Here is a 24084-nt window from a genome sequence, read left to right on the forward strand (position 1 = left end):
TCGGTTACAGCGGCGGTTGGGCCGGGGCCGGGCCCAGGGTGGTCGTGCCCGGGGCCGTGCGGTGGCCCAGGCCGGTGCGATAGGCGTCCAGGGCGGCCTCCACCCGTCCCGTGCGCCGCAGCAGATCCCCCAGCAGACGGCAGAGGTCGGCGAGGTCACCGGCCGCGCCCGCGCGTTCCAGGAGGCTCAGGGCGCGGACGTAGTGCTCCTCGGCCGCCTCGGTGTCGCGGGCGTCCTCGGCGATGATGCCGAGCAGGCGGTGCGCGGCGGCGGAGTGGACGGCGCCGCGTTCGGAGGAGAGGTCGCCGAGGACGTCGTGGAGGAGGGCGGCGGCCTCCTCCGAGCGGCCCCTGCGGTGCAGCACGTCGGCCAGCTCCACGGCGACCTGGCTGCCGTAGAGGGTCGCACGCTGGGCGGCGAGCATGTCCTGCGCCAGCTTCAACTCCTCCTCCGCACGCTCCAGTTCGCCGTTCTGCGCGTAGACGTACCCGCGCATCCAGTGGCAGTTGGCGAGTTCGGTGCGCAGCTGGAGCTGGCGGTAGAGCTCGGCCGCCTTGGCGAGGGAGACGTCGGCCTCGGCGAGCCGGCCCTCGGCGAGGAGGGTACGGGCGACGGAGCGGTGCATACGGGCGACCAGCGCCGGGTCGGCGACCTGCGGCGCGAGGGCGAGCGCGAACTCGGCGGCCTGGGCGGCGCGGGCGTGCGCGCCCATGTCCATGTACGGGCCGATGACGGAGGCGTAGAGCAGGAGCAGCGCGTCGGGGTCGTGCAGTCCGCCCCGGTTGAGCTCGTCGAGGGTGGACTCCAGCAGATAGACGGCGTACCGGAGTTCGCCCGCGAGGTAGTGGGCGAGGGCGCGTCCGCGCAGGGCGGGGACCCGGACCGGCAGCGGCGCGTCGCCGAGGCACTCCTCGGCGCGCTCGAAGTACTGGCGGGCCTTCTCCAGGTCGCCGGTGGAGATCTCGCACTCGCCGAGCCCGAGCAGCGCCCCGGCCTGCTCCTCGGCGAACCCGTGCTCCTCGGCCTCGGTGAGCAGCACGGCGTACAGGGCGGCGGCCTCCTGTGCCTCGCCGGTGGCGAGCGCCCGCTGGGCCTCGGTGAGGCGGAGCCGCAGATCGGTGACGAGGCGTGCGGAACGCCCGGTCGCCAGTTCCTGGAAGTCCACGCCGAGCCGCTCGGCGATGTGTCGCAGCGCGTCGTCGGAGGGGCGCACCCGCCCCGCCTCCAGCGTGGACACATAGGCGGGCGTGTACGTCGGCTCCGCCAACTGCCGCTGCGTCAGTCCCCGTTCGACGCGCAACCGCTGCACGCGCCGCCCGATGACCTCCGGTTCGTCCCGTTCTCCCACGTCCTGTTTACCCCCAACTCCCCCTGGCCCTCTTGCCGTTGGAGTGTCGCAGCCTCTAGGTTAAACGGCGAATTAAGCATGCTTAATACATGAGTGTCGTGAGCCGTAGTCCGCCGAAGTTGTGAGGTTGCCGTGCCCGGACCCACATCCCCCCACCACGGACACCGTTACGCCAGGGCCCTCGCCGCCGCCGTCCTGGCCGCCGCCACCCTGATCACCGCGGCCAACGTGATCCCGGCCCGAGCGACCCCCACCCCACCGACGGCCCAGCAGCATCAGGAACAGGCCGGGGGCCGCTAAGACCCGTACGGGCGCCTCATATCCCTCGCGCTGTAACGGGGGAGGTCACCGGTCTCCACCGTCCACTCGCCCAGTTCTGTGGCGATGACTACGGTCTTGCCGTACGGCTGGTGCAGCCGGTTCTCGTAGGCGGGTCGGCCGTTGCACTTGCCGATCTCCCACTGGTAGGTCCATGTGCCGTCGCGAGGGTCGACAATCAGGTAGTGGGGAATACCCATGGCGGGGTAGTCGGCGGACTTGTCCTTGTAGTCGTTGTTGGGGTTGGACGGGGAGATGATCTCGACGGCGAGCAGGATCTCGCGCGGATCCAGCGGGCCGTCGGTCAGCATCGCCTCGCGCGTGGTGACGATGATGTCGGGGATGCGGAGCTTTCCGAGACCCTCGTCGTCCGTGTCCGTCGCTTCGAAGGTGAAGAGCCCTTCGGGCAACTGTGGGTCGAGCTGACGGGTGATGTCCTTGGCCGTGACCTGGTGGCGAGGTCGCGGGCTCATCATCATGACGAACGTCCCCTCGCTGATCTCCGGATAGGTGAACCCGGGCGGTGGCGTGAGGTGTTCCCGCATCTCGCGCAAGTGCTGGTAAAGGGTCTGCTCGGTCATACCGTCGTCTCCTTGGTCGCCGCTCACCAGCGTAGACAAAAACCCCGGCCCCTACCCGCACGTCCTCCGGTACGCCACCTCCGGTACGTACGTCCGCCACTCCTCCCTCGTCAGGTCCTCGTCGCCCGCTCTCGCGCAGACGCGCGCGGTCACCTGTGCCGGGTCGAGGTCGTAGTGCTGGACGGGGACGTGGGTGCCCGTGGTGTAGAGGGTGGTGCCGTCGGGGGTGAAGGCGAGGGAGGAGATCGGTTCGCCGGGGGTGGGGAGGGGGCCGCCCAAAGGTTGCTGGGTGGCCGTGTCCCAGAGCTGGAGGGTGCCCGCGTCGCCGCCGACGGCGAGGGTGTGGCCGTCGGGGCTGAGGGCGAGGGCGCCGACCGCTTCGGGGGCGTTGTCGGCAAGGGGGGCGGGGAAGACGTTGCGCAGGACGGCCGCGCGATGGCGCAGGGTGCCGTCCCACAGGGCGACCCGGCCGGTCTTGTCGCCCGCCGCGAGGACCCGTCCGTCGGGGCTGAAGGCGAGCGCGTTGATCTCCTCGCCCTGGACCAGGTCCTGCGCGAGGACGGGGCCGGCGGGCAGCCGGAGCACACGGTTGTCGCCGGCCAGGAGGCCGCCGTCGGGGCGGACGGCGAGGTGGTAGCTGGCGAGGGCCGAGTCGGTGACGGCGTCCCGGCGGCGCCGGCTCGCGGTGTCCCAGGCCTCGTTGCTCAGGGTGCCGATGTCCGGGGTGCGGGTGGTGTAGAGGGTGCGGCCGCCGGAGTCCAGGGCGAGGGCGACCACCGCGGTCGCGGACGCGGACGTCGACAGGTCCAGGGTGGTGCGCCGCCGGTCCCGACGGGTGTCCCAGACGGTGAAGCGCTGCGGGGACGACTGCCGCCCGGCCACCGAGACGCCGTAGGCGAAGGAGCCGCCGTCGGGGCTGAACGTCATGAGGGGTGCGGTGTCCCGGGGGACGACCGGGAGGCTCGGGTCGTGCGACACGGGCGGGGGAGGGGACGGGAGGGTGCGCAGGAGACGGCCGTCGCGGGGGTCCCGGAGGGTGAAGGTGTAGTGGCTGCCGGAGCGCTGCGCCGTGGCGAGGGTCGTGCCGTCGGGGCTCAGCAGGACGCCGTCCAACGGGTGCTCACGCCAGCGCGTCGTCGTCGCCGTCCTGAGGTCGAGGGTGTGGACGGTGCCGCCTTCGAGATAGCGCAGGACGGGCCGGCCGGGGTCCCAGGCGAGGCAGTCGTACAGGTGTTGGTTGTTGAAGGGGTGGCGGAAGACGGGGGCGCCGGGGGACGACAGCCGCCAGACACGGATCTCGTCGGTGCCGGCCACGGCCAGGAACGCGCCGTCCGCGCTGAGCGAGGCGCGCCCCACGCCCCGGTCGGCGATCTCGGCGACCAGGCGCCGCGAGGGGATGTCCCAGACCCGGACACCCGTCTCGGTGACCACGGCGAAACGATCCGCCCCGCCGTAGCCGTACACCACCATCGACGAGTCGTCGCCGCAGATCGACCCGGCCTTCTGCCATGCGCCGGGCAGGGGGCGGCGGGCGGCCGTGTCCCACACCTGGGGCGCGCCCCGCGTGGGGCAGACGACCACCTTCCGGTCGTCGGCGCTCGGCAGCACGTTCGCCCGGTCCGCGTCCCGGGTCTCGAACAGCAGCCGGTCGCCGGTGACCGACCGCAGCTGCACCCCGTCCTCGTAGACCCGGCCGAGCAGATAGCTGCGGCCCCCCGGCGCGATCCCGAGGTCGAAGTCGTACGGGGCCGGGCGGGCGGTGGCCCAGCGGCCGGCGGTGGTGTCCCACAGCCGTACGCCGTCCTCCCCCGCGAGCGCGAGGATCCGGCCGTCCGGTCCCGCCGCGAGCGCGTCGCCGCCGGGCAGGGTGCCGCGTCCGGTGCGGCGACGGGTGGTCACGTCCCAGGTCTGCCAGGCGCGGCCCCCCACCGCGAGCAGGGTGCGCCCCGAGTCGACGAGGAAGCGCTGCTTGGCGTATCCGGGGGAGGGGTCGGTGAACGCGTCCGGCTCCGGCTGCGCGAGCGAGCCGAGCAGGGTCCGGCGGGTCTCCGGCAGCTCGGCGATCCGCCAGGCGGCGGCGCCCAGCAGCAGCGCGGCCCGCGGGTCGGTCGTCCTGAGCCCGTCGGCGACGGCGGCGATCCGACGGGCGGTGTTCTGTGTGCGCTGCCGGGCGTTGTCCCGGTGCTGCTCGACCGCCGCCAGAACCACCACCAGACACACCGCGAGGACCGCCGACAGCGCGCCCACCAGCAGCCGCCCCCGCCGCCGGGCACGGACCGCGGCCGACTGCTCGGCGTCCCGCGCCGCGCAGGCCGCGCCCAGGAAGGACCGCTCGGCGGCCGTCAGCGCGGGATCGGTGGCATGGTCCGGGAACAGTTCCTCCGCCCGGGCCAGCCCGACGCCCCGGTACAGCGCGCCGGGATCGCGGTCGTGCTCCAGCCAGGCACGGGCCGCCTCCGTCAGCCGCCGGTGGTGCCGGAGCCGTTCCCGGTCCTCCTCGATCCAGCCGTGCAGCCGGGGCCAGCGGGTCATCAGGGCCTCGTGGGCGAGATGGACGCCGTCCTCGTCGGCGGTCAGCAGCCGGGCACCGGCCAGCCGTTCCAGGACGAGGGGCGCCTCCGGGTCGGCGTACGCCGCGAGTTCGGCCCGGGACAGCGGGCGCCGGGTGTCGGGGGTGCCCTGCCCCGGCTCGACCATCCGCAGCAGCAGCCGGCGGGCGCTGCGGGCCTGCTCCGGGGAGAGCCGCCGGTACACCTCCTCCGCGCTCGCCGCGATCGCCCCGCCGACCGCCTCGTACGCGGCCAGCGTCAGCAGCCGCCCCCTGCGCCGCCGCCAGGTCTCCAGCAGGGCGTGCGAGAGCATGGGCAGCCCGCCGGGCTCGTCCAGGACCTCCTCGACGATCCGCGCGGTCAGCTCCCGCTCGACCAGCAGCCCGGCCGCCTGCGCGGGCCGTACCACCGCCTCCCGCAGCCCGTCCGCGGTCATCGGACCGATCGGCAGCGCGCAGCGGCGCAACGCGTCCGCCAGCTCCCGGTGTTCGGCGCAGCGCGCGTAGAAGTCGGCGCGGACGGCGATCAGCACCTTCAGCCGCGAGGCGGGGGCACGGGCGGCGAGCAGCAGCTCCAGGAAACGGGCCCGCTCGGCCGGGTCCCGGCAGAGCGTGAACACCTCCTCGAACTGGTCGACGACCACCCAGCTCTCCGGCTCCCCCTCCGCCGGCGCCAGCAGCTGCCCGTACGTCGCGGCGGGCCTCGGCCCCGGCGTCAGCACCCGCAGCACCGCCGGGGTACGGCGCCCGGCGATCTCCTCCCGCAGCCGGGGGATCAGCCCGGCCCGCAGCAGGGAGGACTTGCCGCTGCCGGAGGCGCCGAACAGCACCGCGAACCGGTGCTCGCACACCAGCTCCCGCACCTCCTCGGCCAGCCCGTCCCGCCCGAAGAACAGCGCACGGTCGTCGGGTTCGAAACGGGCCAGCCCCCGGTACGGCGGGGTCGCGTCCCCCTCCCCGGCGGCCGGGGCCTCGGCCGGCTCGGCCTCCGCGTCCTTCCAGCGCGCCTCCCACTCCCCGGGATCGCCCCCGCAGGCCCGCACATACCCCTGGAGCACCGCGAGCGAGGGCAGCCGCTCCCCGGCGGCCGCCTGGGACAGCGTCGTCGCGGAGAAGCCGGCCGTCTTCGCCATCGTGCGGTACGAGGGGGCACCGGCGGCCTTGCGCAGCTCGCGCAGTTCGTGCGCGAGACGGTGCACCGGACCGGCCTCGGGGTCCAGCGGTCGCTCGGGACGTCCCATGGGGCCCCCTGTTCCTGATCAGGGTCGCCAACCTACGGTTCGCCGCGATCCGGTGGAAGGCCTGCGCGCGGAACGGGGGTGACGTACCGGTGGACTCCCGGCGAACAACCCCTCATCCCGCCCGCGTAATTGATTGCGGTGACGAAAGGAGCTGCCGATCAACTCCGCGGCGGCCACGCTCGACATCGCCCCACCGGCCGAGCAACTGGAGAACACCCCGCATGTCCCAGGCACTCACGAACAAGTCCCACGTCCGTACGTCCCGCCTCGCCAAGGCCGCCGCGTCCCGCCTCGGCAGGGCCGCCGCCGTCGGCCTGACCGGCAGCGCCCACGCGGCGATCCTGAACCGTTGCTCAGAGCCTAAGCACTCTCAGCATTCCGCCCGTTTCCGGACGGAGGTCCGTACCGCCCACAAGCTCGGCGGCTTACGGTCCGCGCTTCAACGACCATCGCCCGGACAAGCCAGGTCCTACATGGTCTCCACGCAGTGTTTTACGTCTCCGAGCCACTCCCGGCGACGGTGGGCCGTGGCCCACGGGCGCGTGTTCAAGCTGCCGCCGCACTGTGACCGGATGGCTCGGCTTTCGCCGCCCGGCCAGCAGGAGATGTTCCAGCCGCTGTTCGACTACGACTCCGACAGCTGCGTCCAAGGCCAACACCTACTCGCGGTCCAAGTGCGACAGGGGCAGCGGCTGGTGCGTTCGGCGAGCGCGCCGAGGCCTGGGGCGACGGCGGCTGGGACCGCCCGGCCCTCGCGCCCTACGACACCCTGTGGAGCAAGTACCGCACGGCCTTCAACGCCCTGGCGAACTCCGACTGGGGCCAGGCCAACTTCCCCCTCCAGGACAAGAACGACCGCTTCCGGGGCACGCTGAACAAGGCGAAGCCGTCGGGGATCACCTTCAACGCCTGGAGTTGATCGCCGATCCCCCTGTGAGCCGCGGCCGCCGACGGAATCTCCCCCCATCATCCGTCGGCGGCCGCACCATGCGCCGGGCTCAGGACTGCAGTTGGAGCTGCCGCAACTGGCGCTGCACGTGGTCCAGGGCGCCCTCGCGGCGGCCCGGGACACGGGTGCGCAGGTCCGCGAGGGCGGGGCCCAGGTCGCGGGCGCGGGCCGAGTCGGCTATCCGGCCCCACTGGTGGTGCGCCCGGTCCACGGCCGCCTCGACGGCGGGCGCGTCGACCGGCTGCCCGGCGGCCAGCCTGGCGGCGGCGACCGCCATCCAGGTACGGCAGCTCCGCTCGGCGTCCCCCGCGAACATCGCCAGATCGGCCCGCACCTCGGCCCAGTGCAACGCCTCCTCGGACCCCACCCCCCGCGAAACGACCGCCGCCTGCTCCCACCGCGCGGCCAGCACATCGGCATCCCCATGCCGCCCGGCCTGAACGGCGGTGGAGATGGCGGCGTGGGGATCAACTCCCAGCCCGTCCGGGGGTCCCTCCTCTGGGGGAGTTTGAGGACGAGGCCCGTTCAGGGCCGACACGGGGGTCTGGGGGCGATAGCCCCCAGGGACGGGACGGGAAGGGGCGGCGGGGGCGAAACCCACACCGACACCGCCACCGGCGGCACCCCCACCGGACAACACCAGATCCCCCACCTCCCCCTCCCCCGCGATCCGCCCCAACGCCAGCTGATGCAACTGCTCGGCCCCCGGCCGCCCCCCACTCCGCAAAATCGTCGCGACCGCCTTCATGTACGTGGGCGACCCCACAGTCCGCCGCCCCGGCGCCGGCGCCACCCTCCCGTACACCGCGACCGCGGGCCCGCACTCCAGCGCATGCCCCCGCAGCCACCCCCACGCCTCCGCGTCGGCGTGCAGATCGACCACCACGGTCGTCGTCCCGGCCGCCCGCAACCGCAGCTCCTCCCGGAACCAGTGCCAGGGAAACCCGGTGTACCGCACGGTCGACGGCGTCGTACGCGCGAGCGCGAGATGCGGCAGACGCTGCCGCCGGTCGAGCTGCAGCTGCCCTGTGACGAACACGGTCAGCGGCCCGTCCGCCGCCGCGGCGGCCCGCAGCCGGGTCAGCACGGCCTGCGGCTCCAGCGGATCGGCCAGCTCGACGACATTGGCGGTGTCGGTACCGGCCAGCACGGCCGGCGGCACGGCCGCGAGTACGGGGAGGACGGACGCCGCGTCCACCAGACACCCCTTGCCCACGGGCGACGCCGCGAGCAGCAGCACGGTTCCGGGCATGGTCCCTCCCCCTGTCGATCAGTACCTCAGCACCGTAACCGCTGCTGCTGCAAAGGTCTGCCTCAGGCCGACAAACGTCCCCCTACAGGGCCTCAGGGCCCGTCCTGGTCGCCTCGCGCCGCCCGCCGTACCGCGAAAATCGTCGTGTCGTCCGCGAGCCGCCCCCCGCAGTGCCGAAGCGTGCCCTCCCGGACGAAGGCCACCAGCCGGTCGGGCCGGGCGGTGCGCGGGTCCCGCCGTACCGCCCCGGCCACCTCCTCGGCGAGCGGATAGAACTCCCCGGCCGCGTCCCGTGCCTCCGTCACCCCGTCCGTGACCAGCAACAACGTCTCCTCGGCGGTAACCGCCACCCGCAGCACGGCCGGGCCCGCCTCCGCCCCCACCCCCACGAGATCCCCGAGCCCCAGCGGCAGCCCCTCCCCGCACGGCAGCGGCCGTACCCCCGCCCCGCCCACCACCAGTGGCGGCTCGTGGCCGAACCCGACCACCTCGACCACCCCCCGTTCCCGTGCGGGGAACCCGACGAGGACGGCCGTGGCGAACCGGTCGCCGTCGTCGCGGCCGAGGGCCACGGTGTGCATCCGGTGCCTCCGCATGCGGATCTCCAGGCGTGCGGCGACCACCGCCAGGTCCGCCTCGTGGTACGCCGCCTCACGGAACGTGCCCAGCAGCGCGGCCGCCGCCTCCACCGCCCCCAGCCCCTTGCCCTGGACGTCCCCGAGGAGGACACGGGTGCCGTGCGGGCCGGGCTGGATGTCGTAGAAGTCGCCGCCCACCCGGGCGTCGGCGTCGGCGGCGAGATACTCGGACGCGTGGTCGAGGCCGCCGAAGAGCGGCGGCAGCGGGCGCAGCACCGTACGCCGGGTCGTCTCCGCGATGTCCATCATGTGCAGCATCCGCCGCTCCCCGCGCACCCGGAGCGAGGAGGCGAGCACCGACAGCACCCCGCCGACGAGGACGAGCACGAAGTCGGCCGGGCCCTCCCGGTACTCACTGGGCCAGGCGGCGTCGCTGACGGCGAAGACGACGAGGGCGAGGGCCGCGAAGAGGGCCGTCGTCCACACCCCGCACAGCGCGGAGGCGATCGCGGAGACGAACACGCACCACGACACGATCCGGAACTCGCCGGTGGAGTTGAAGTCGGCGTAGGTGATGGCGACGAGCACCACCAGCGGCACCAGCCAGGTGACGCTGCGGCCCCGGACCTGCAGCAGCTGGTGGCGTTGCAGGACGTCCCGGCGCCGGGCCCGCAGGCGGCGGGTGTCCCGCTCCATGAGGTCAGCGAAACACGCGGCGGCACACCCCGCATCCGGGCCCCGGAACGCGGGTACCCGCACATACGCGACGCACTCGACGCACTCGACGCACCCGATGTGTCCGAAGTACCCGGCGCATCCGACTTGCCACCGCCCGCGCCCAGGTGTGCCCTGGAAGGCGGGGGCGAGGAGAGAGAGGAGCGCTCTCATGGCTCATGCGGCACCCGCGGTGCGGACCCCGGCCCGGCCGGCCAGGACACCGGACATCTTCAGCGAACGGACCCACCGGATCGCACGGTGGGCGGTCCCCGTCGGCATGGGACTCGTCTACGGCTACTGGGTGGCGGCCAACAACCGCTCCGGCGGCCCCATCACCGGCTGGAACCTCCTGCTGGGCTTCGTGAGCACCATCGTGTTCGCGGCCCTGTGGATGGGCGTGGCGGCCCTGGCCCCGCACATGATTCGCGAACTGCACGCCGTGCTGTGGGGAGTGTTCGGGGGCTGTGCGTTCGGCTTCCTGTACGCGAACACCGACGCGAGCATCCTGAGCTCCGTGTGGATGGGATCGGTGATCGGCACGGTCACGTTCGCCGTGCTGTTCTTCCACTACTACACGCACGAGGACGCGGCGGGACACCGCATCCGATGACCGCATCCGCTGACCGCCCGCCGGACGACCGGCACACACATGGGCCCCGGCGTTGTACGCCGGGGCCCATGCTTTCCCTCATCCCTCCACTCACCGGTCGGCCGGGATCCACTCCCAGCCACCCGACGAGGTCCAGGAGCCCGAGAAGCTGAACGAGCCGGAGGCCGAGAAGCTGAACGAGCTGTTGGTGAACGGGTCGTCCCAGTTGGTCCAGTCCCCGTTCTTCCACTGCGGGCACGGGTCGGCGCAGTCCGGTACACGTCCGCCGCGGACGTCCACGAAGGCGGCGGCGGCCCAGCCCTGGGTGTCGTAGAGCCAGTACCAGTAGGGGTTGCCGTCGACGCTCTGTCCCCTGACCCTGCACTGCACCAGGTCGTGGGTGCCGGGTTCGAGCCTGGCGACGAGGGCGGAGTGGGTGGTGGGCTGCTGTCGCACGTTCAGGTCGGTGCGGGAGACGACGGTGCCCACGATGGGTCCGCCGTCGCCGCTGGTCGGCGGGGCTGCCGCCGCCGAGGTTCCCGCCGCGGTCGCGGCGAGGGTGCCACCGGTGAGCAGGGCCGCGGCCAGAGTCCGCAGGGCCGGAGTGGTGCGCATGATCGGCCTCCTTCTCCCCAGAACCAGGAAACACCCGTTCGGGTGAACCCTCCACCGGAGGCCCCACGGACCCCACGCATCCCGGCCGCCCCAGGGGCACCCGTACGGCGTCATCCGGATGGCCCAGGGGGCACCCGTACGGCTCAGGCCCGCTGGCGACACCCGTGTACGGCCCGTTGCCTGGGAGGGTGTCCCGAAGCCTGCGGACCGCCCTGTCGGCCGTCCTGATCGCCCTGTCCTGCCTGCTGGTGCCGTTCGGCACGCTCGCGGCCTGGGCGGCGTACGGCCTCACCGACACCCGCAGCTATGTCACCGCGATGGCGCCGCTGGCCTCCGATCCCGCCGTGCGGGACGCCGTCGCGGACACGGTGGGCGACGGGGTGGCCCGCGAGTCCGGGATGAGCCCGCTGTTCATGCGGGACGCGGTGCGCTCGTTCACCGCGACCCGCGCCTACCGCACCGCGTGGGACGCGGGCAACGAGGCCGCGCACACGGCCGTGATGAGGGCGCTGACCGACGACCGCGCCGGCCCCGCCGACGCCCCGGTCACGGTGGACCTGGCGGCCGTCACGACCCCGCTGAAGCACCAGATGACCCTCGACCATGTGCCGTTCGCGGAGCGCATCCCGATCGAACACACCCGGGTGGCCCTGCTCCCGCCCGACGAACTGGCCACCCTCAGGAAGGGCTACCACGTGCTCGACGTCGCAGGTTTCTGGCTGCCGTTGGCGGCCGTCGTCCTCGCCGCGGCCGGCATCGCCGTCGCCGCCTGCCGGCGCCGCGCGATCACCGCGACGGCCCTCGGCACCGCGCTCGGCGGCGCTTTCCTCGGCCTCGCGGTCGCCATCGGCCGCCAACTGACCCTCTCCGACCTGCCCGACCAGACCCACCGCCCGGCCGCCGCCGCGGTCTACGACGCCCTCACCACCACCCTGCGCACGGCCGCCTGGCTGCTCCTCGTGATCGGCCTCACGGTGGCCGCGGCGGCCTGGCTCACCGGGTACCTGCGGGAGGCCCGGCTGCTGCGACTGCGGCGAGTGTCCGCAGCGCCCGCCGCAACTCCGCCTCCGGAGCCGACGCGAGCCCGAGCCTGACCGCGTCCGGGGTACGGCGCGGGCCCACGGCGAAGGCGGTGCCCGGCGTGACGGCACTGCTGTGCGCGGCGTCTCGGCGAGCAGCGCCTGCCGCCGCGCCGCATCCGCCCGCTTGTCCTCGACGAGCCGCTCCACGATCCCCTCCTCCACCCACCGCACGGCCGCCTCCACCGCGACCGCCCCGCACTCCACCCACCGGACCGCACGGCGGCCCCCACGGCCTCCACCCGATCCTGCGGGTCCAGAGATCAGGCGCGACCGGTCGCGGGAGAGCGGCATCAGCGCAAGGCGAGCAGCATCACGTCATGCAGGTCGGCGCCCTCCCACGGTTGCGCCTCGCCCACCTTGCGATACCCCCACGCGCGGTACGCAGCCGACGCCGCCTTGCTCTCGGGGTGGACGTTGAGCAGCACCCGTTCGACCTCGAGCCCGTCGAGCAGCGTCTCGTGCAGTCGCCGTGCGACGCCCTGCCCCCGCCACGGTTCACGCACGGCAAGTTCCATGAGTCCGAACGTGCGGTGTCCGTCCTCCCGCCGCATGTCGTCCGGCACCGGCTCGGAGAGCTGATCCCACCATCCCGTGTTCGCGCTGAGCGGGTAACCGTAGGCGATGCCGACCGGTTCGCCGCCCTCGGTACGGGCCAGGGCAGCGCGGAAGGCGGCTTTGCGGGTCTGTGAACGGAAACGCCGGAAGGTTGCAGCGACGTCCCCCTCGCTCTCGTTGTAGGGCGGCTCGGCGAACACCTCGGCATAGACCAGCCGGAACGCGTCTTCGGCCTGCTTGGCGGCCGGCCCGTCCAGGCGCTCGAACGTGATGGTTCCCTTCTGCGTCATCTGGTGCCCCCTCGGATGGTCTCGCGGATACGCTCGCCGCACTCACGGGCTGCCGCCTTCCTCCACCCACCGCACGGCCGCCTCCACCCACCGGACCGCACGGCCGCCACGGCCTCCACCCGCTGCTCCGGTACGACGAGAAAGCCGACCATCAGCCCCGGCGCGCCCCGCTTGGACAGCCCGTCGACGACATGGGTGAGGGCAGGGGCATGGGCGGCGAAGGGAACGGCGTCGGGATGGAGGAAGGACCAGATGCGATCCTCGACAACCGGAATCCCCAAGTCTGTTGCGACGCGTGCGAGTTCCCGCTTCCGCCCCTCAGTCATCGTCACGGAGGTCGGGTTGTACAGGGTCGACTGGAGGTAGAGCGCGGAGAGCGGGGCGGCGCGATGAGCGGCACGCAACGCGTCGGGCCGTACCCCGCCCTCGGCGTGCCCCGCCAGCGGCACCGGCTCACGACACAGCGTGCTCTCGCCCCTGGGGGCAGTCAGGAGATGAGGGCCGCGTCCAGGTACTCCTGTACCGGCTCGAACAGTCCGTACGGCACATACTCGGGGATCTCGCCATGGGCGACCCAAGCCAGTTCGGCCAGCTCCTCGGTGTCCGCGACGTGGGCCGTACCGCCCAGCACCTCGCAAGCGGTGTACGACATCAGCCGACCCGTCTTCGGGTGGACGCGCTCGCCGAGCAGCTTCACAGCCGCCACGGTCAGCCCGGTCTCCTCCTGAGTCTCCCTCACAGCGGCGTCCTCGCGGGCCTCGCCGGGCTCAACCTCTCCGGCCGGGAACTGCCAGGAGAGCTGTCCCTCGCTGACCCGGCGGCGCACCATCAGCACACACCCCTCGTTCACGACGATGGCAGCGGCGATGGCTGGCCGCTCGTCCGTGTTCTGCTGCGTCACAGCTGTTCCTCCAGGACGGCCAGGATAGGTGGGAAGATCGTATCGACGGGAATGAAGCGGGGCACCGCGTTTCTGGGCACCCACATGACGTCGATGTTCTCGGCCGCGTCGCTGTTGGTGGCCTCACCTGCCAAGTACTCGCATAGGAAGTACTCGCACAACACGCCGGTCACGGGGTGAAGCCGGTTCCCGAGGTGCTGCCGGACGGCGCAGTGGACACCTGTCTCGTCCAAGGTCTCCCGCACGGTGGTGGTCTCCGCCTTGCCTCCCGGCTTGATGACCCCAGCCGGGAACTGCCACGTGATTCCGGCAGCGTCGTCGTCCCGCCGGCACACCAGGAGGACATCGCTGTCGCGGACGACCACCGCGATGGCCACCCGCAGCGCCTGCGCGCCTGGGGGCGTCGAGTCCGCTGGGGCCCGTTCCTTCTCCAGCAGGAGCGCGAGGCGCTGTCGCGCAGCCGGAGGAGCCTGCTCATGGGCCGTGTCGAGGAGCTGCTGCATCTCCCTACGAGGCACGACGGACGCGTCGGAGTGCCAGGCGGCCACCGTCCTCACGGCGATGCCCAGGTGGGCGGCGAACTGTTCGTTGCTGAGCCGTAGGGCGGACTGCAGCAGGCAGGCGTACCGGCCGCTCCAGCGCTCGATCACGTCCAAAAAACTGCCCCCTCGTCGCCGCCCTGGTGCAGGAATCCGCGCGCCGAAAGTGCACTCCCACTGCACTGTCACTTCATGGTCACGCGAGAAGAGCCCCGGAAGAATCGGAGTCACCAGGGGCCAAGGGATCACCCGCCGAAGGCTCAGTCCCTGGGATGCGCATGAGAGGCGCGAAAGCGCCAGACGACCACAGGGAGATTCTAGGTGCGTACCCCCAGCGGATAGCGGAGACAGAGAAGTTGGCCGGATCGGGCCTCTCGGTCGGCTAATCGGCCGCCCCTTAGCAAGCGTTCACCCGTCCGGGGCATTGCCCGCACGCCCGAACCGCCCTGCCAGCGCCGGTAACCTCAGCAGATGACGGCTGATCGTCCGTCATGTTCGTTGCTAGCAAGGCGAAAGGGAGTCAATGGCCGAGGTTCAGGCACACACTGTCGAGCGCACGCTCGTCCTGCTCAAGCCCGATGCGCTGGCTCGTGGCCTGGCAGGAAGGATTATCACTCGATTTGAGGACGCCGCGCTGAAGATCGTCGGCACCAAGATGAAGTGGATGGACGAGGAGTTCACCCGTCGGCACTACTTCGACCTGGAGGAGCGGCTGGGTTCGGAGGTCTACAACGTCACGGCGACGTTCATGCAGCAGGGGCCGGTCATCGCTCTGGTGCTGGAGGGCTTCGACGCTATCGCCACCGTTCGCAAGATCGTCGGCAGCACGTACCCCAACCAGGCTCCGGCCGGCACGGTGCGGGGCGACTTCTCGCACTACAGCTCCGCCGCCAGCATCGCCTCGGGCAAGGCGGTCGCAAATCTCGTGCATGCCTCCGGCAACGCGGAGGAAGCGAAGCAGGAGGTGGAGCTGTGGTTCGGCAAGGACGAGCTGCAGGACTACAAGACGCTGGCCGAGATCTACACGTACTAGCAGCGGGTCACGGCGTCACCGCAGGGACGCCGGGGCGTTGATCACCACTGGCACAACCGTCTGATCCGAGAGGGCACCATGGCCAACCCGACCCGCTTAGCCTCCACCGACGAACTGGAGTCGATCTACCAGCGTGAGCTGGTGACAGACCGGTGGGCAGCCACCGAGACCGCGTACGTCCTGGCTGTGCGCCACCGCGACCTGGGTGACTGGCCCGCGTCGCGTGAGTGGTCCCAGCAGTGCCTGCGTCTGCTTGAGGGCTTCCCCAGCGAGACGGAGGAGCAGGTCGCCACCGGCCGCACGTCGGTGGGAGGCGTCCAGCTGCCGACCTACCTGCACTCGGGCGTCGTCGAGGAGCGCTTCGGCACCCTCGGCTGACATCCACCGCTCCACCGGGGGGGGGGGGGGGGGCCCCCCCAACCCCCCCCCCCCCCCCCCNCCCCCCTGCTCGACCACCAATCCCATAGCGTCGCCCGACCGGACAGGCCCCCGCACGGCAGGGTCCGGCTGGCTTCGCCATGCCTGAAACAAGGAGTCAGCCCCGTGGCCGTCGAGATCGAGATGCGGGCCCGCTTCACCAAGGAGATCCACGACCAGCTCGTCACCCGTCTGAAGGCGGACGGGGAAGACCTGGGCCCCGACGACAAGCACATCTACTTCTACGTACTCCCCGACCAGCTCCTGAAGGTCACCGACAACACCGCCGCCGGCACCGCCAAGATCACCCTCAAGGGGAGCAAGATCGGGCAGGGCGCGGCCTTCGCGGAGACCGAGTTCGCCATCGCCCCCGCCGACGTTCCCTCTGCGGTGAAGGTGTTCAACGCCCTCGGGTTCGAGACGACGATGCACGAAGCGTTCAATTTCCGTCACAACTTCCGCTTCGACGGCGTTGAGATCGCGGTCAAGTGGAGTGAGGCGTGGGGCTACCACGCCGAGTTCGAGATCCTGCTGGAGGACGGCGCCTCGGACGCCACCCGCGCCGAGGCGGAGGCCAAAATCACCGATGTCGCCACGGCGCTCGGCGTGACCTTGATGACGGAGCAGGAACTGGCTGACTTCACGGCCGCCTTCGAGGCCGCCAAGAAGGAGAGCAAGGAGCGCGAACAGCAAGCCGCGCCAATCCGGTAGGGACCATCACCACGGAGACCACCAAGGGGGTGGGCACGAGTGAGCACGACCCCGTTGACAAGTCTGATCAACCTGGCTGCCCGAGGGCAACTCCCGCTCCACCAGCACATGGACCACGCCACCATCGCGTGGATCAGCGACAACAGGCCCGACCTTCCGCCGACGCCGGCACCGGTCTTGCGTCCGGAGTCGAAGGAGCTGCTCGCGCACTGCGGACTGCCCACCCGGTGGTGGGCGGACCCCCGCCTGTACACGTCGCTCCACGGCGTTCGGCACGCTATGAGGACGGCGGCGCTCGCCGCCGTCCTCGCCGAGGCGAACGGCCTGGACGACTCCGACACCGCCACGGTGATCCTCGCCGCCGCCGTACACGACTGCCAGCGGCGCCACGACCAGGACGATCGCGGGCATGGCGCTCGCGCGGCCCTCTGGCTCGCCGCGAACGCCGACACGGTCTGGGCCCACTTCGGGCTCACCGCCAGTCCACGGCGGATCGTGCAGGCGGCCACCGCCGTCCGACTGCACGACGTCCCGTACGAGGCGTTCACTGCGGACGACAAGTCCGACCGCGCCCGGGCCGATCACATCACCGACGTGGTCAAGGCCGCCGATGCCCTGGACCGCTACCGCCTGCCGAAGCTGAAGTGGTGGCCGAACGCCCGGTACGTCCGCGAGCCCGCCTTCGACCAGCTGCGAGGCCTCGCCTTCGACCTGGTTCTCACCTCCGAGCAGGCCTACCTCGCCGGGGCCAGCGGCACCGAGGCCGTGCGTTATGCGCTCGCCGAGAGGGGCCTGCTCTGACCATGGACTTCCTTGACGCCTACCACCTGTGGGCCGACGCCCACGCCTTCTTCGACTCCGCCCTCATCCCCAGCCCCGCTGACCACACCGCCCCGCTCGCCACCCAGGCCGCGAACTGGGACAGACGGCTCGCCGAGGAGACCCCGAACGGCCACCTGCTGCGGCAGAACGCCCTCTTCGAGGCCCTAAGCGGAAACGGGAAGCTGCACCTGCTGCATGTCACCCACGCCCTGGAGGAGATCAGCCGACAGGGAGTGCTCTACCCGTCAGGCGGCTGCCTCGTCGGGAGCATCTACTGCGCGCCGCTCACCGCAACCGACCAGGGCTTCCGCATGCACAACCTGGGCGCCTACGTCCTGACCAAGGAAGCGCCGGCCTTCCTGGCCAAGCTCGGCGTCACCGATCGCGTCCCCACGCCGCTGCTCTTCGAGATCGACACCCCGCCGCAGGCGTACCGCGGGCTCGCGGGCGTGGACTACCTGCGGCTGGGTCTCATCCACCTGCAAATCTACAGCCACCTCGAATACCTGCTGAGCAAGAACGAACGGCACCAACTGCGCGAGACCGTCGTCAGCCGGGTCAAGAACTCGGCCGCGTTCCTCGCCACTGCTGCCGCCGTCGCTTACCAGGGCACCCGTGTCGATGCCAAGCCGTTCCTGAAGCTGCTCGACGAGACGATCCCCCGACTGCCGATCCTCGGCTACCTGTACTTCGAAGCGGTCGCCGAGTACCTGATGCTCCACTCGACCTCCCGCCACACCCGGCGCCTGGCCGAGCTCGGCGAGCTGAACAACTGGCTGTACAAGGAGATGCTGTTCGCCTCCTTCCCCGCTATGGCCGGCAAGTTCGACCTGGCGAGGTTCCGTCCCCGTCCGAAGGAGCTGGCCACACTCATCCACCGAGTCGATCCGACCATCGACACCAGCCACGCGAGCGCATACCTGGTCGAGCGGATCAGCTACCTCGTCGCCGCCCGTCTCTTCACGCCCGGCGAAGCCCCCGAAGCCTGGCGCCACACGCGCTGGGAGTTCGAATCCCTGGCTACCCAGCTCGGACCGCTCCTCGGCCACCTCATCCACCGGGAACTGCGCACCTTCGGCCGCTACCCCGACTTCTACTTCTACTTCGACCAGCACAAGGCGCTGCAAGCCTGGAACTACTGGAACCACATGGACATCGTCGCCCCGTTCAACGGCACGATGCCCAAGGGCGAGATCGGCATCAACCCGGCCTACCCCAACCTCGACTACCGTGTCTGGCGCGCCGAACAAGACGGTGCCGGCCACCTCCACCCGGCCGAAGAGCTCTCGCTGACCATCGCCCCACGGCTGGTGGACATCAAATACACCCTGATGCGCAACAACCAGTGGACCGCCCCCGCGCACAGCATCGCCTGATCATCGCCGCCGCCCATCCGCGGCCCACCCCACCCTGAGCAACCTCACACGCAGGAGATCCGTGATGAGTCCCTCCGGCATGCCCTCCGTCGACCTCCTCGGCGAGCAGATCGCCTCCGTCCTCGCCGCCCCCGGCACCACCCACGGCCTCGCCCGCGCCCTCCGGGCCGCCGCCAAGGAGATCGAACTGCACCGCTACCATCACGCCAGCCAGCGCGCCTGGCCCAACAGCCGGATCGACGACACGCCCGCCAAGGTCCAGATCGGCGCCGGGGCCCACCGCATCGCCGGCTTCTTCAACATCGACCTCGTTCCGCCGGCCGACCTCCTCTGGGACATCCGCGAGGGCATCCCCCTCCAGGACGACAGCACCGACGAGATCTTCTCCGAACACTTCCTGGAGCACATCGACTACCCGCGCGCTGCCAAGCACTACGTCCGCGAGGCCCACCGCGTCCTCGTACCGAGCGGCCGGATCATCACCGGCGTTCCCGACGCCGCCTTCGCCCTGAGCCAGTACCCCGGCCCCCTGGACGCCACCGACGAGACGATCGAGCGCTGGTACGCCAAGCGCGACTGCCGCAGCGACATCAATACGCGGCTCGACCTCGTCAACCTCGTCTTCCGCGACCAAGACGACGACCCCATCTACACCCCACACCTGTGGGCCTACGACCACGAGAAGCTCGTCCAGCTCTTCACCGAGGCCGGTTTCACCACCGTCGCCCCCTGGACGTTCGACCCCACCATGACCAATCCCAAGCGCCGCTGGGGCAGTGTCTACGTCGTCGCCACGAAGTAGTAACCCCTCAGCAGCCCGCGAGTCCGGGACGCCCGTCCCTAGCCGCCCCCGGACTCGCGGGCCTCCGCCCACACACGGCACCACGCACCCGCCCGGCTACGCCGCCGCGGGAGCCACCCGCATGACCTGCGCCTTACGTATGCCGGTGGAGATGGACCAAACGGGCGGGGCGGCACAGGAGATCAAATACAGGACTTTGGTCACCGAGGCAGTTTCTGTCGCTACCTCAAGGCTTGTCACGCGGTGCTCAGCCCTTGGGTTGCCCGATCGGGATCTCGTAGGCGATTTCCCAACGCACGTCCGGCACGGCGATGTCCGCCGTCTCCACGGGACGCCCGTCGCTGTCGTAGTAGGTGCGCTCGATGCGGGTCAGCAGGTCACCGACGCTGATGCCCAGCAGGTTGGCCTCTTCCTGAGTGGCCCGGCCCGGGCGCGGGACTTCCACGGCCGTGTCGATGACGACCCCGATGGTGCGCATCCGCTCCACGACTCCCATGCCGGCGAGAGGTCCCATCTCGGGGAGGACGATCGGGGTGCCGCCGGTGATGGCCATCGGCTCCCACGACTCGGACAGCTGGACCGGGTGGTCGTCGGCGAGGAACTCGTAGGTGGTGCGCACGCACGGGTCGCCAGGGTCGATGGCGAGGCGCTGGGCAACGCGGTCGGGGGCGGGGACGCGGGCCCGGCTGTGGGATTCCCAGGTGCCGTGGCGCCCCTGTTCCTTCATATCGGCGCGGAAGGGAGAGCCGCCACGCTGCTCGCGGTGGCGAGAGCGAACCATGCGCAGCCGTTCACGCGGGGCGCGCACCATGGTGCCGGAACCAGCGCGGCCCTCCAGCAGACCCTCGATGATCAGGCGTTCCATCGCGCGTTGCACAACGGCGGGGCTGACCTGATAGTTCTCGGCAACCTGCGCCCGGGACGGCAGGCGTTGGCCGACGCCCCACTCTCCAGCCTTGATGCGCCTGCGCAGGTCATCAGCAACGCGCAGGTAAGACGCCCGTCGGGCCATGTAGGGGTCTCCGGTCTGGTGTGGTGCGGCTCTTCCCCTGCGTTGACAAATCTAATCGATCAGATCAAGCTAATCGATTAGAACTACGCTGCGTGGCCGAGAGGTCACGAGCGAGTCATGCGCTGACGCCGGGCGACGATCCGGCGCGCCGAACAGGAGGAGCGCGCGTGGGCGACGCCAATGCGGACACGGGTCATCTCTACGCCGTCGGATTCCTCACCGGAATCATCAAGGTCGGCAGGTCGCGGATGCCCGAACAGCGAGTCGCCACGCACAAATCCGATGCGGAACTTCACGGCTCACAAGTAAAGGCAGTCTGGATCTCTGGGCCGCTGGACAGACTCCGACAACGGGAGCACGAGCTCATCCGGTTCTGCGAAATCAACGGCCGCCTCGCCGCAGGACAGGAGCACTTCCGCGGCTTGGACCTTCAGGCGATCATCGACTTCGCCACGGCTAACGCCATCCCGACGCAGGAAATCCGGGAGACGCCGCCGGAGTCAGACCCGCATCCGCCAAATCCGAAGGCCGAACGAATCGCGGCACGACTAGCCGCCGCCACAGGCTCCGAGGTGCACCGCAAGGGCGAACCGGACGGCATCCGCCTGGAGGCGGGCCTGTCACCGGACCTCAGCGAGACGGGACGTAAGGCCGTTCTCGCAGTCATCGCCGACACCGACGCGTACGGACATGAACGCACCGCAGAAGGCGACCGCCTCTGGGCGCTCATCCGCAACAAGGCCGAACAAAACCCCGGCGACCGCTGACACGGCCCCGGGGCAGACCGATCTGAGTAGGAGATCGACAATGCACCTTGTATCACGGGCGCTTGCGTGGGTGCGGCTTGTGCTCTTCGGACCACCCGAACCCGGCCATCGCGCAGTCCGTGACGTGGACACCGGTACGCCTCCGGAAGACGCCCCGGGCCTGCCCGTCCGCCTCCCGTCCCCCGAGATGTGGGCCGCCATCCTCACCGGCGCGCGTCGCCGTAGAGCCTCGCGCCCGCAGCCGTCCACCGAACTCCCCGTCATCACCCCCGCCGACATCGCCAGCACGCTCGTAGGCGCCTACGTCCTCCCTCCCGAGGTACGTCAACGCACCCTCTTCGTCGCACAGTTCACGGAGGCAAGCTGATGGCCGGCGGACAGGTCGGGGCCGCTGCCCGCCGCCACGAGATCCCCATGTTGCGCGCCTACCAACTGTGGTTCGAGCACACCCGCAAGTGCGACGCCGGTTGCAGGCGCGTCCACAACGCACAGGACGGCTGTGAGGCCGGACGGGAACTGTGGGGCGCGTACCGCCTCGCACGGATCGGGAGGACGACGTGAACTGGAAGGTTGAACGGACCCCGGGACGCCCGGTGTGGCGTAGTGAGGACAATCGTGTGGCCGTACCACTGCGGTTGTCCCGACAGGGTGAGGATGCGACGGACGCGGAGCTGAGCCTGTCCCTCGTCGAGGCCGAACACCTCCACGCCGCCCTCTGCCGCGCCCTCGACGGCCATCCCGCACCCCCGGCCGCCCCGGACTGCCGTCAGCCCGTCCAGTCATCGCCCAGCACCGCGCGCATCGTGGGCCGCATGTAACCCCTGCGTACGGCAGGATCATCGGGCCGAGCCCTCGGTAGGCGTCCTCAACGCCCGTCGAGGGCGACCGCCGCGCAGTCGGTCACCCACGGTGGTCCCGGCAGCGGCCACCACGAGGAGACCGGCCTGACCGTGAAGCCGGAGTCCCTGAAGGTCGCCCACATCATCCACGGCGTCTGGGGCGTCGAAGCTCCCAACGGCTTCCTGACCGTCGTCTTCGTCGCGGACGAACGGACCGGCGAACCGGAGAACCGCGAGCCCCGCAAACATGCCCAGGTCAGGTGGGTTCGGGCCGATGCTGCCCCCGAAGAATTCGTCAACACCACCGCCAGCGCACTGGACCGCTACCTGAGCGGAGGGGCCCAGGTATCACTGAACGGATGGACCAACTGACGGAACGAGGTCGGCTCGGCCTCACGCCACGGAATCATCCAGGCTGACAATCCATGGCACACGGGCCGGCGCATGTCTGTGCAGTGCCCGATGAGCAGGAACGAGTCCGCGGATGAGCTCATAGGGCGAAGCCCTCTCAAACCGGTGGCCTTCTCCGGAAAGAACCTCGGCGAAGGCGTGGAGTTTCCGTCGGGCCGCTCCCTCAATCAGCGTGGCAGCCGCCTCGACGCCGGTGCCGACCAGCTTCACAATGCTGATCAACTCACCCTTGGCCGCCAGGTCACCACAGAGAAGAGCGGGAGCCAGACGGTCTCGCTCCCCGACGACGTGGGCAGCGGCGAAGCAGAGAACCGTTGACACAGCCGTCTCGACGGACTCATCTGCGTAGGCCATAGCATTCGCCAACAGGGGAAGTCCTGCGAAGGGAACGGGGTCGGCGATGTCCCAGAGCGGTTCCGCGATGCGGAGTCCCTCGTCCAATCCCTCTCGGTCCACACGCAGAGGCAGTCGATCAGGTGATGTCTGTCGCAGCTCCCAGCGCTTGACACCAGAGTCGATCCCGGCGGCCCGGAGCAGAGCCCGGCAGGCGTCCGGCAGAGTTTCGATGGAGATATCGGGCACGTCCAAACGTACGACCGTGCGGTGACGCCGGATGTCCAGTACAGGAAATCTCGATTCGCCAGCAGCTTGAAGTACGGAGAAGTCCCGGTCGACGTGGTTCGGAGCCTCCTTTCCCCAGGCGATCAGTGATGCGTTCTGCGCATAGGCCACAGCAACGCCATGTTCGAATCCTTGGCAGACAACGCGAGCGCGGGAGGCGGACTCCAGCACGTCGTCCAGATCGGTGGGTTGTCCACTCAGAAGAAGCGTGTCGGCAATGGGGTCCCAGCGGAAGTCCTCATGAGCGTTCGCGTTGCGCCACTCGGGACGGATCCCCGAAGCCAGGAGCTGACACAGGGGCTGATCTTTTTCAGCCCTCAAAAGGTCGCGTGCGGTGGCGAGTGAGATCCCATCCGGGATCGACCTGCCCAGCAGTTCCAGGACCACAACGGCTGTCCGTTTGACGTCCCCTTCCAACGCGACCCGGTACAGATCCATCGCCGCACGCGCCTTCTCCTCGATGTGTTCTGCTCGGTTGTAGGCGTCCTGGTAGGCGATCAGGCCACGGTGAGAGGACAGCATCTCCGGCTCACGATCGACGTGTCGTGCCATCACCGAACACGTCTGCTCAGGCTTGGACTTCAGAAGAGACGTCACAAGGTCACCCGCAGAAAGCGTGGCTCGATGTGCCAGCAAAGGACGATCGGACAGCGCGAGACCGGCGAGGTGATGGCACAGTTTCACGGTCATCGGCATCGAGTCGTCGATCAGGTGTCTCATGTTCCGGCGCATCCGACGGTCGAATGCCGTCGGGTCCTTCGCCCGAACCGTCAGCAAACGGGCTCGCGACGCCACACCAGACCCCAGGCCGAGTTCCTGGGCTGAGACCCCGAGCGTGCGCCAGTAGATATCCTCCTCGGCATGGTCGGCGTGATCATCCCTGACAGCGGCGTCCAGCCTCTTTGCCACCCTCTGGGCTTCGAGAGCATGCCCGCGCGTCTCTGCCCAAGCAGACGCGGACCACCCCTGCGCCAGGCACGCCAGCATCGCCTGGAACTCGCCCCGGTTCGCCTCTGCCAGGTCGACGGTCAACCGCTGTTCAGCTGCACTGGTGCGGGACGGGCTGAATCGGCACACCTCAGAGGGCAGTACGTGACGTGATGCCCGTTTCGGGCTTTCGGGTGGGGCTGTCGGGCTGGTCGTGGCCTGACCAGGCGGCTACGACTGTGG

At 70.5% G+C, this 24084-nt stretch carries 24 protein-coding genes and 3 pseudogenes; 14 read left to right on the forward strand and 13 right to left on the reverse strand.

What is annotated here, in order from left to right; all coding sequences use genetic code 11:
* Window positions 1-4 precede the first annotated feature (4 nt).
* On the reverse strand, window positions 5-1348 hold the full coding sequence (locus ACLZN2_RS44765) for a helix-turn-helix domain-containing protein (protein ID WP_416985615.1): 1344 nt from the start codon (window positions 1346-1348) through the stop codon (window positions 5-7).
* Window positions 1349-1480: 132 nt separating this feature from the next.
* On the opposite strand from ACLZN2_RS44765, the gene ACLZN2_RS44770 reads away from it, so the two are divergent.
* Window positions 1481-1648: a hypothetical protein gene (locus tag ACLZN2_RS44770; protein WP_416985617.1), complete on the forward strand. Its 168-nt coding sequence runs from the start codon at window positions 1481-1483 to the stop codon at window positions 1646-1648.
* On the opposite strand, the gene ACLZN2_RS44775 is transcribed toward ACLZN2_RS44770, so the two are convergent.
* The 4 genes from ACLZN2_RS44775 to ACLZN2_RS44790 form a co-directional block, all read right to left on the reverse strand.
* Complete coding sequence (locus ACLZN2_RS44775) at window positions 1645-2247, reverse strand: Uma2 family endonuclease (RefSeq protein WP_416985618.1); 603 nt, start codon at window positions 2245-2247, stop codon at window positions 1645-1647. The genes ACLZN2_RS44770 and ACLZN2_RS44775 overlap by 4 nt on opposite strands.
* 51 nt (window positions 2248-2298) lie before the next feature.
* Window positions 2299-6036, reverse strand: coding sequence for a hypothetical protein (locus ACLZN2_RS44780; RefSeq protein WP_416985619.1), 3738 nt, complete (start codon window positions 6034-6036; stop codon window positions 2299-2301).
* A 998-nt stretch (window positions 6037-7034) separates the two neighbouring features.
* Entirely contained in the window at window positions 7035-8237 is a 1203-nt protein-coding gene (locus tag ACLZN2_RS44785; RefSeq protein WP_416985620.1) for a hypothetical protein, read from the reverse strand.
* 92 nt (window positions 8238-8329) lie between these two features.
* The gene (locus tag ACLZN2_RS44790) at window positions 8330-9511 is read right to left on the reverse strand and encodes a PP2C family protein-serine/threonine phosphatase (protein ID WP_416985622.1); all 1182 of its coding nucleotides are present in this window, start codon (window positions 9509-9511) and stop codon (window positions 8330-8332) included.
* 190 nt (window positions 9512-9701) lie between these two features.
* Here ACLZN2_RS44790 and ACLZN2_RS44795 point away from each other — a divergent pair, with 190 nt between their 5' ends.
* Window positions 9702-10142, forward strand: coding sequence for a hypothetical protein (locus tag ACLZN2_RS44795; RefSeq protein ID WP_416985624.1), 441 nt, complete (start codon window positions 9702-9704; stop codon window positions 10140-10142).
* A 90-nt stretch (window positions 10143-10232) separates the two neighbouring features.
* On the opposite strand, the gene ACLZN2_RS44800 is transcribed toward ACLZN2_RS44795, so the two are convergent.
* On the reverse strand, window positions 10233-10736 hold the full coding sequence (locus ACLZN2_RS44800; RefSeq protein WP_416985626.1) for an SH3 domain-containing protein: 504 nt from the start codon (window positions 10734-10736) through the stop codon (window positions 10233-10235).
* Window positions 10737-10924: 188 nt separating this feature from the next.
* Here ACLZN2_RS44800 and ACLZN2_RS44805 point away from each other — a divergent pair, with 188 nt between their 5' ends.
* Window positions 10925-11830: a hypothetical protein gene (locus tag ACLZN2_RS44805; RefSeq protein WP_416985628.1), complete on the forward strand. Its 906-nt coding sequence runs from the start codon at window positions 10925-10927 to the stop codon at window positions 11828-11830.
* On the opposite strand, the pseudogene ACLZN2_RS44810 reads toward ACLZN2_RS44805, so the two are convergent.
* The 5 genes and pseudogenes from ACLZN2_RS44810 to ACLZN2_RS44830 all read right to left on the reverse strand — a co-directional run.
* Window positions 11730-12069 (reverse strand): annotated as a pseudogene (locus tag ACLZN2_RS44810) (PLP-dependent aminotransferase family protein); the annotation flags it as partial. The gene ACLZN2_RS44805 and the pseudogene ACLZN2_RS44810 overlap by 101 nt on opposite strands.
* A 39-nt stretch (window positions 12070-12108) precedes the next feature.
* Complete coding sequence (locus ACLZN2_RS44815; RefSeq protein ID WP_416985630.1) at window positions 12109-12663, reverse strand: GNAT family N-acetyltransferase; 555 nt, start codon at window positions 12661-12663, stop codon at window positions 12109-12111.
* Between the two features lie 83 nt (window positions 12664-12746).
* Window positions 12747-13112 (reverse strand): annotated as a pseudogene (locus ACLZN2_RS44820) (aminotransferase class I/II-fold pyridoxal phosphate-dependent enzyme); the annotation flags it as partial.
* A 38-nt stretch (window positions 13113-13150) separates the two neighbouring features.
* Window positions 13151-13564 carry an NUDIX hydrolase gene (locus tag ACLZN2_RS44825; RefSeq protein ID WP_416985632.1) on the reverse strand — a complete coding sequence of 138 codons (414 nt, stop codon included), beginning with the start codon at window positions 13562-13564 and terminating at the stop codon, window positions 13151-13153.
* Window positions 13561-14220 (reverse strand): NUDIX hydrolase, encoded by a 660-nt coding sequence (locus ACLZN2_RS44830; protein ID WP_416985633.1) that lies wholly within the window; start codon window positions 14218-14220, stop codon window positions 13561-13563. Before ACLZN2_RS44830 ends, ACLZN2_RS44825 begins: the two co-directional genes overlap by 4 nt.
* Before the next feature lie 406 nt (window positions 14221-14626).
* Between ACLZN2_RS44830 and ACLZN2_RS44835 the strand changes: the two genes are divergently transcribed.
* The 6 genes from ACLZN2_RS44835 (at window position 14627) to ACLZN2_RS44860 (ending at window position 19264) form a co-directional block, all read left to right on the forward strand.
* Window positions 14627-15136 carry a nucleoside-diphosphate kinase gene (locus ACLZN2_RS44835; protein WP_416985634.1) on the forward strand — a complete coding sequence of 170 codons (510 nt, stop codon included), beginning with the start codon at window positions 14627-14629 and terminating at the stop codon, window positions 15134-15136.
* 78 nt (window positions 15137-15214) lie between these two features.
* Entirely contained in the window at window positions 15215-15514 is a 300-nt protein-coding gene (locus tag ACLZN2_RS44840) for a hypothetical protein (protein WP_416985636.1), read from the forward strand.
* Between the two features lie 165 nt (window positions 15515-15679).
* Window positions 15680-16264 (forward strand): hypothetical protein, encoded by a 585-nt coding sequence (locus ACLZN2_RS44845; protein ID WP_416985638.1) that lies wholly within the window; start codon window positions 15680-15682, stop codon window positions 16262-16264.
* Between the two features lie 39 nt (window positions 16265-16303).
* Window positions 16304-17065 (forward strand): hypothetical protein, encoded by a 762-nt coding sequence (locus ACLZN2_RS44850; protein ID WP_416985639.1) that lies wholly within the window; start codon window positions 16304-16306, stop codon window positions 17063-17065.
* A 2-nt stretch (window positions 17066-17067) separates the two neighbouring features.
* Window positions 17068-18462 carry a hypothetical protein gene (locus ACLZN2_RS44855; protein ID WP_416985640.1) on the forward strand — a complete coding sequence of 465 codons (1395 nt, stop codon included), beginning with the start codon at window positions 17068-17070 and terminating at the stop codon, window positions 18460-18462.
* A 64-nt stretch (window positions 18463-18526) separates the two neighbouring features.
* Window positions 18527-19264 (forward strand): class I SAM-dependent methyltransferase, encoded by a 738-nt coding sequence (locus ACLZN2_RS44860; RefSeq protein ID WP_416985641.1) that lies wholly within the window; start codon window positions 18527-18529, stop codon window positions 19262-19264.
* A gap of 247 nt (window positions 19265-19511) precedes the next feature.
* Here the strand turns inward: ACLZN2_RS44860 and ACLZN2_RS44865 are convergent, their stop codons facing one another.
* Entirely contained in the window at window positions 19512-20276 is a 765-nt protein-coding gene (locus tag ACLZN2_RS44865) for a GntR family transcriptional regulator (protein ID WP_416985642.1), read from the reverse strand.
* A 167-nt stretch (window positions 20277-20443) separates the two neighbouring features.
* On the opposite strand from ACLZN2_RS44865, the gene ACLZN2_RS44870 reads away from it, so the two are divergent.
* The 5 genes and pseudogenes from ACLZN2_RS44870 to ACLZN2_RS44890 all read left to right on the forward strand — a co-directional run.
* On the forward strand, window positions 20444-21043 hold the full coding sequence (locus ACLZN2_RS44870; protein WP_416985643.1) for a hypothetical protein: 600 nt from the start codon (window positions 20444-20446) through the stop codon (window positions 21041-21043).
* Window positions 21044-21167: 124 nt separating this feature from the next.
* Window positions 21168-21410 (forward strand): hypothetical protein, encoded by a 243-nt coding sequence (locus ACLZN2_RS44875; protein WP_416985645.1) that lies wholly within the window; start codon window positions 21168-21170, stop codon window positions 21408-21410.
* Window positions 21410-21604, forward strand: a complete 195-nt coding sequence (locus ACLZN2_RS44880; protein WP_416985646.1) for a hypothetical protein — start codon at window positions 21410-21412, stop codon at window positions 21602-21604. Before ACLZN2_RS44875 ends, ACLZN2_RS44880 begins: the two co-directional genes overlap by 1 nt.
* A gap of 56 nt (window positions 21605-21660) precedes the next feature.
* Window positions 21661-21861, forward strand: a complete 201-nt coding sequence (locus tag ACLZN2_RS44885; protein WP_416985648.1) for a hypothetical protein — start codon at window positions 21661-21663, stop codon at window positions 21859-21861.
* A gap of 111 nt (window positions 21862-21972) precedes the next feature.
* Window positions 21973-22254: pseudogene (locus ACLZN2_RS44890) on the forward strand (NUDIX domain-containing protein); the annotation flags it as partial.
* A gap of 21 nt (window positions 22255-22275) precedes the next feature.
* On the opposite strand, the gene ACLZN2_RS44895 reads toward ACLZN2_RS44890, so the two are convergent.
* Window positions 22276-23946 carry a hypothetical protein gene (locus ACLZN2_RS44895; RefSeq protein WP_416985649.1) on the reverse strand — a complete coding sequence of 557 codons (1671 nt, stop codon included), beginning with the start codon at window positions 23944-23946 and terminating at the stop codon, window positions 22276-22278.
* Between the last annotated feature and the right edge of the window lie 138 nt (window positions 23947-24084).

The organism is Streptomyces sp. T028 (assembly GCF_048159505.1).
GTDB lineage: Bacteria > Actinomycetota > Actinomycetes > Streptomycetales > Streptomycetaceae > Streptomyces.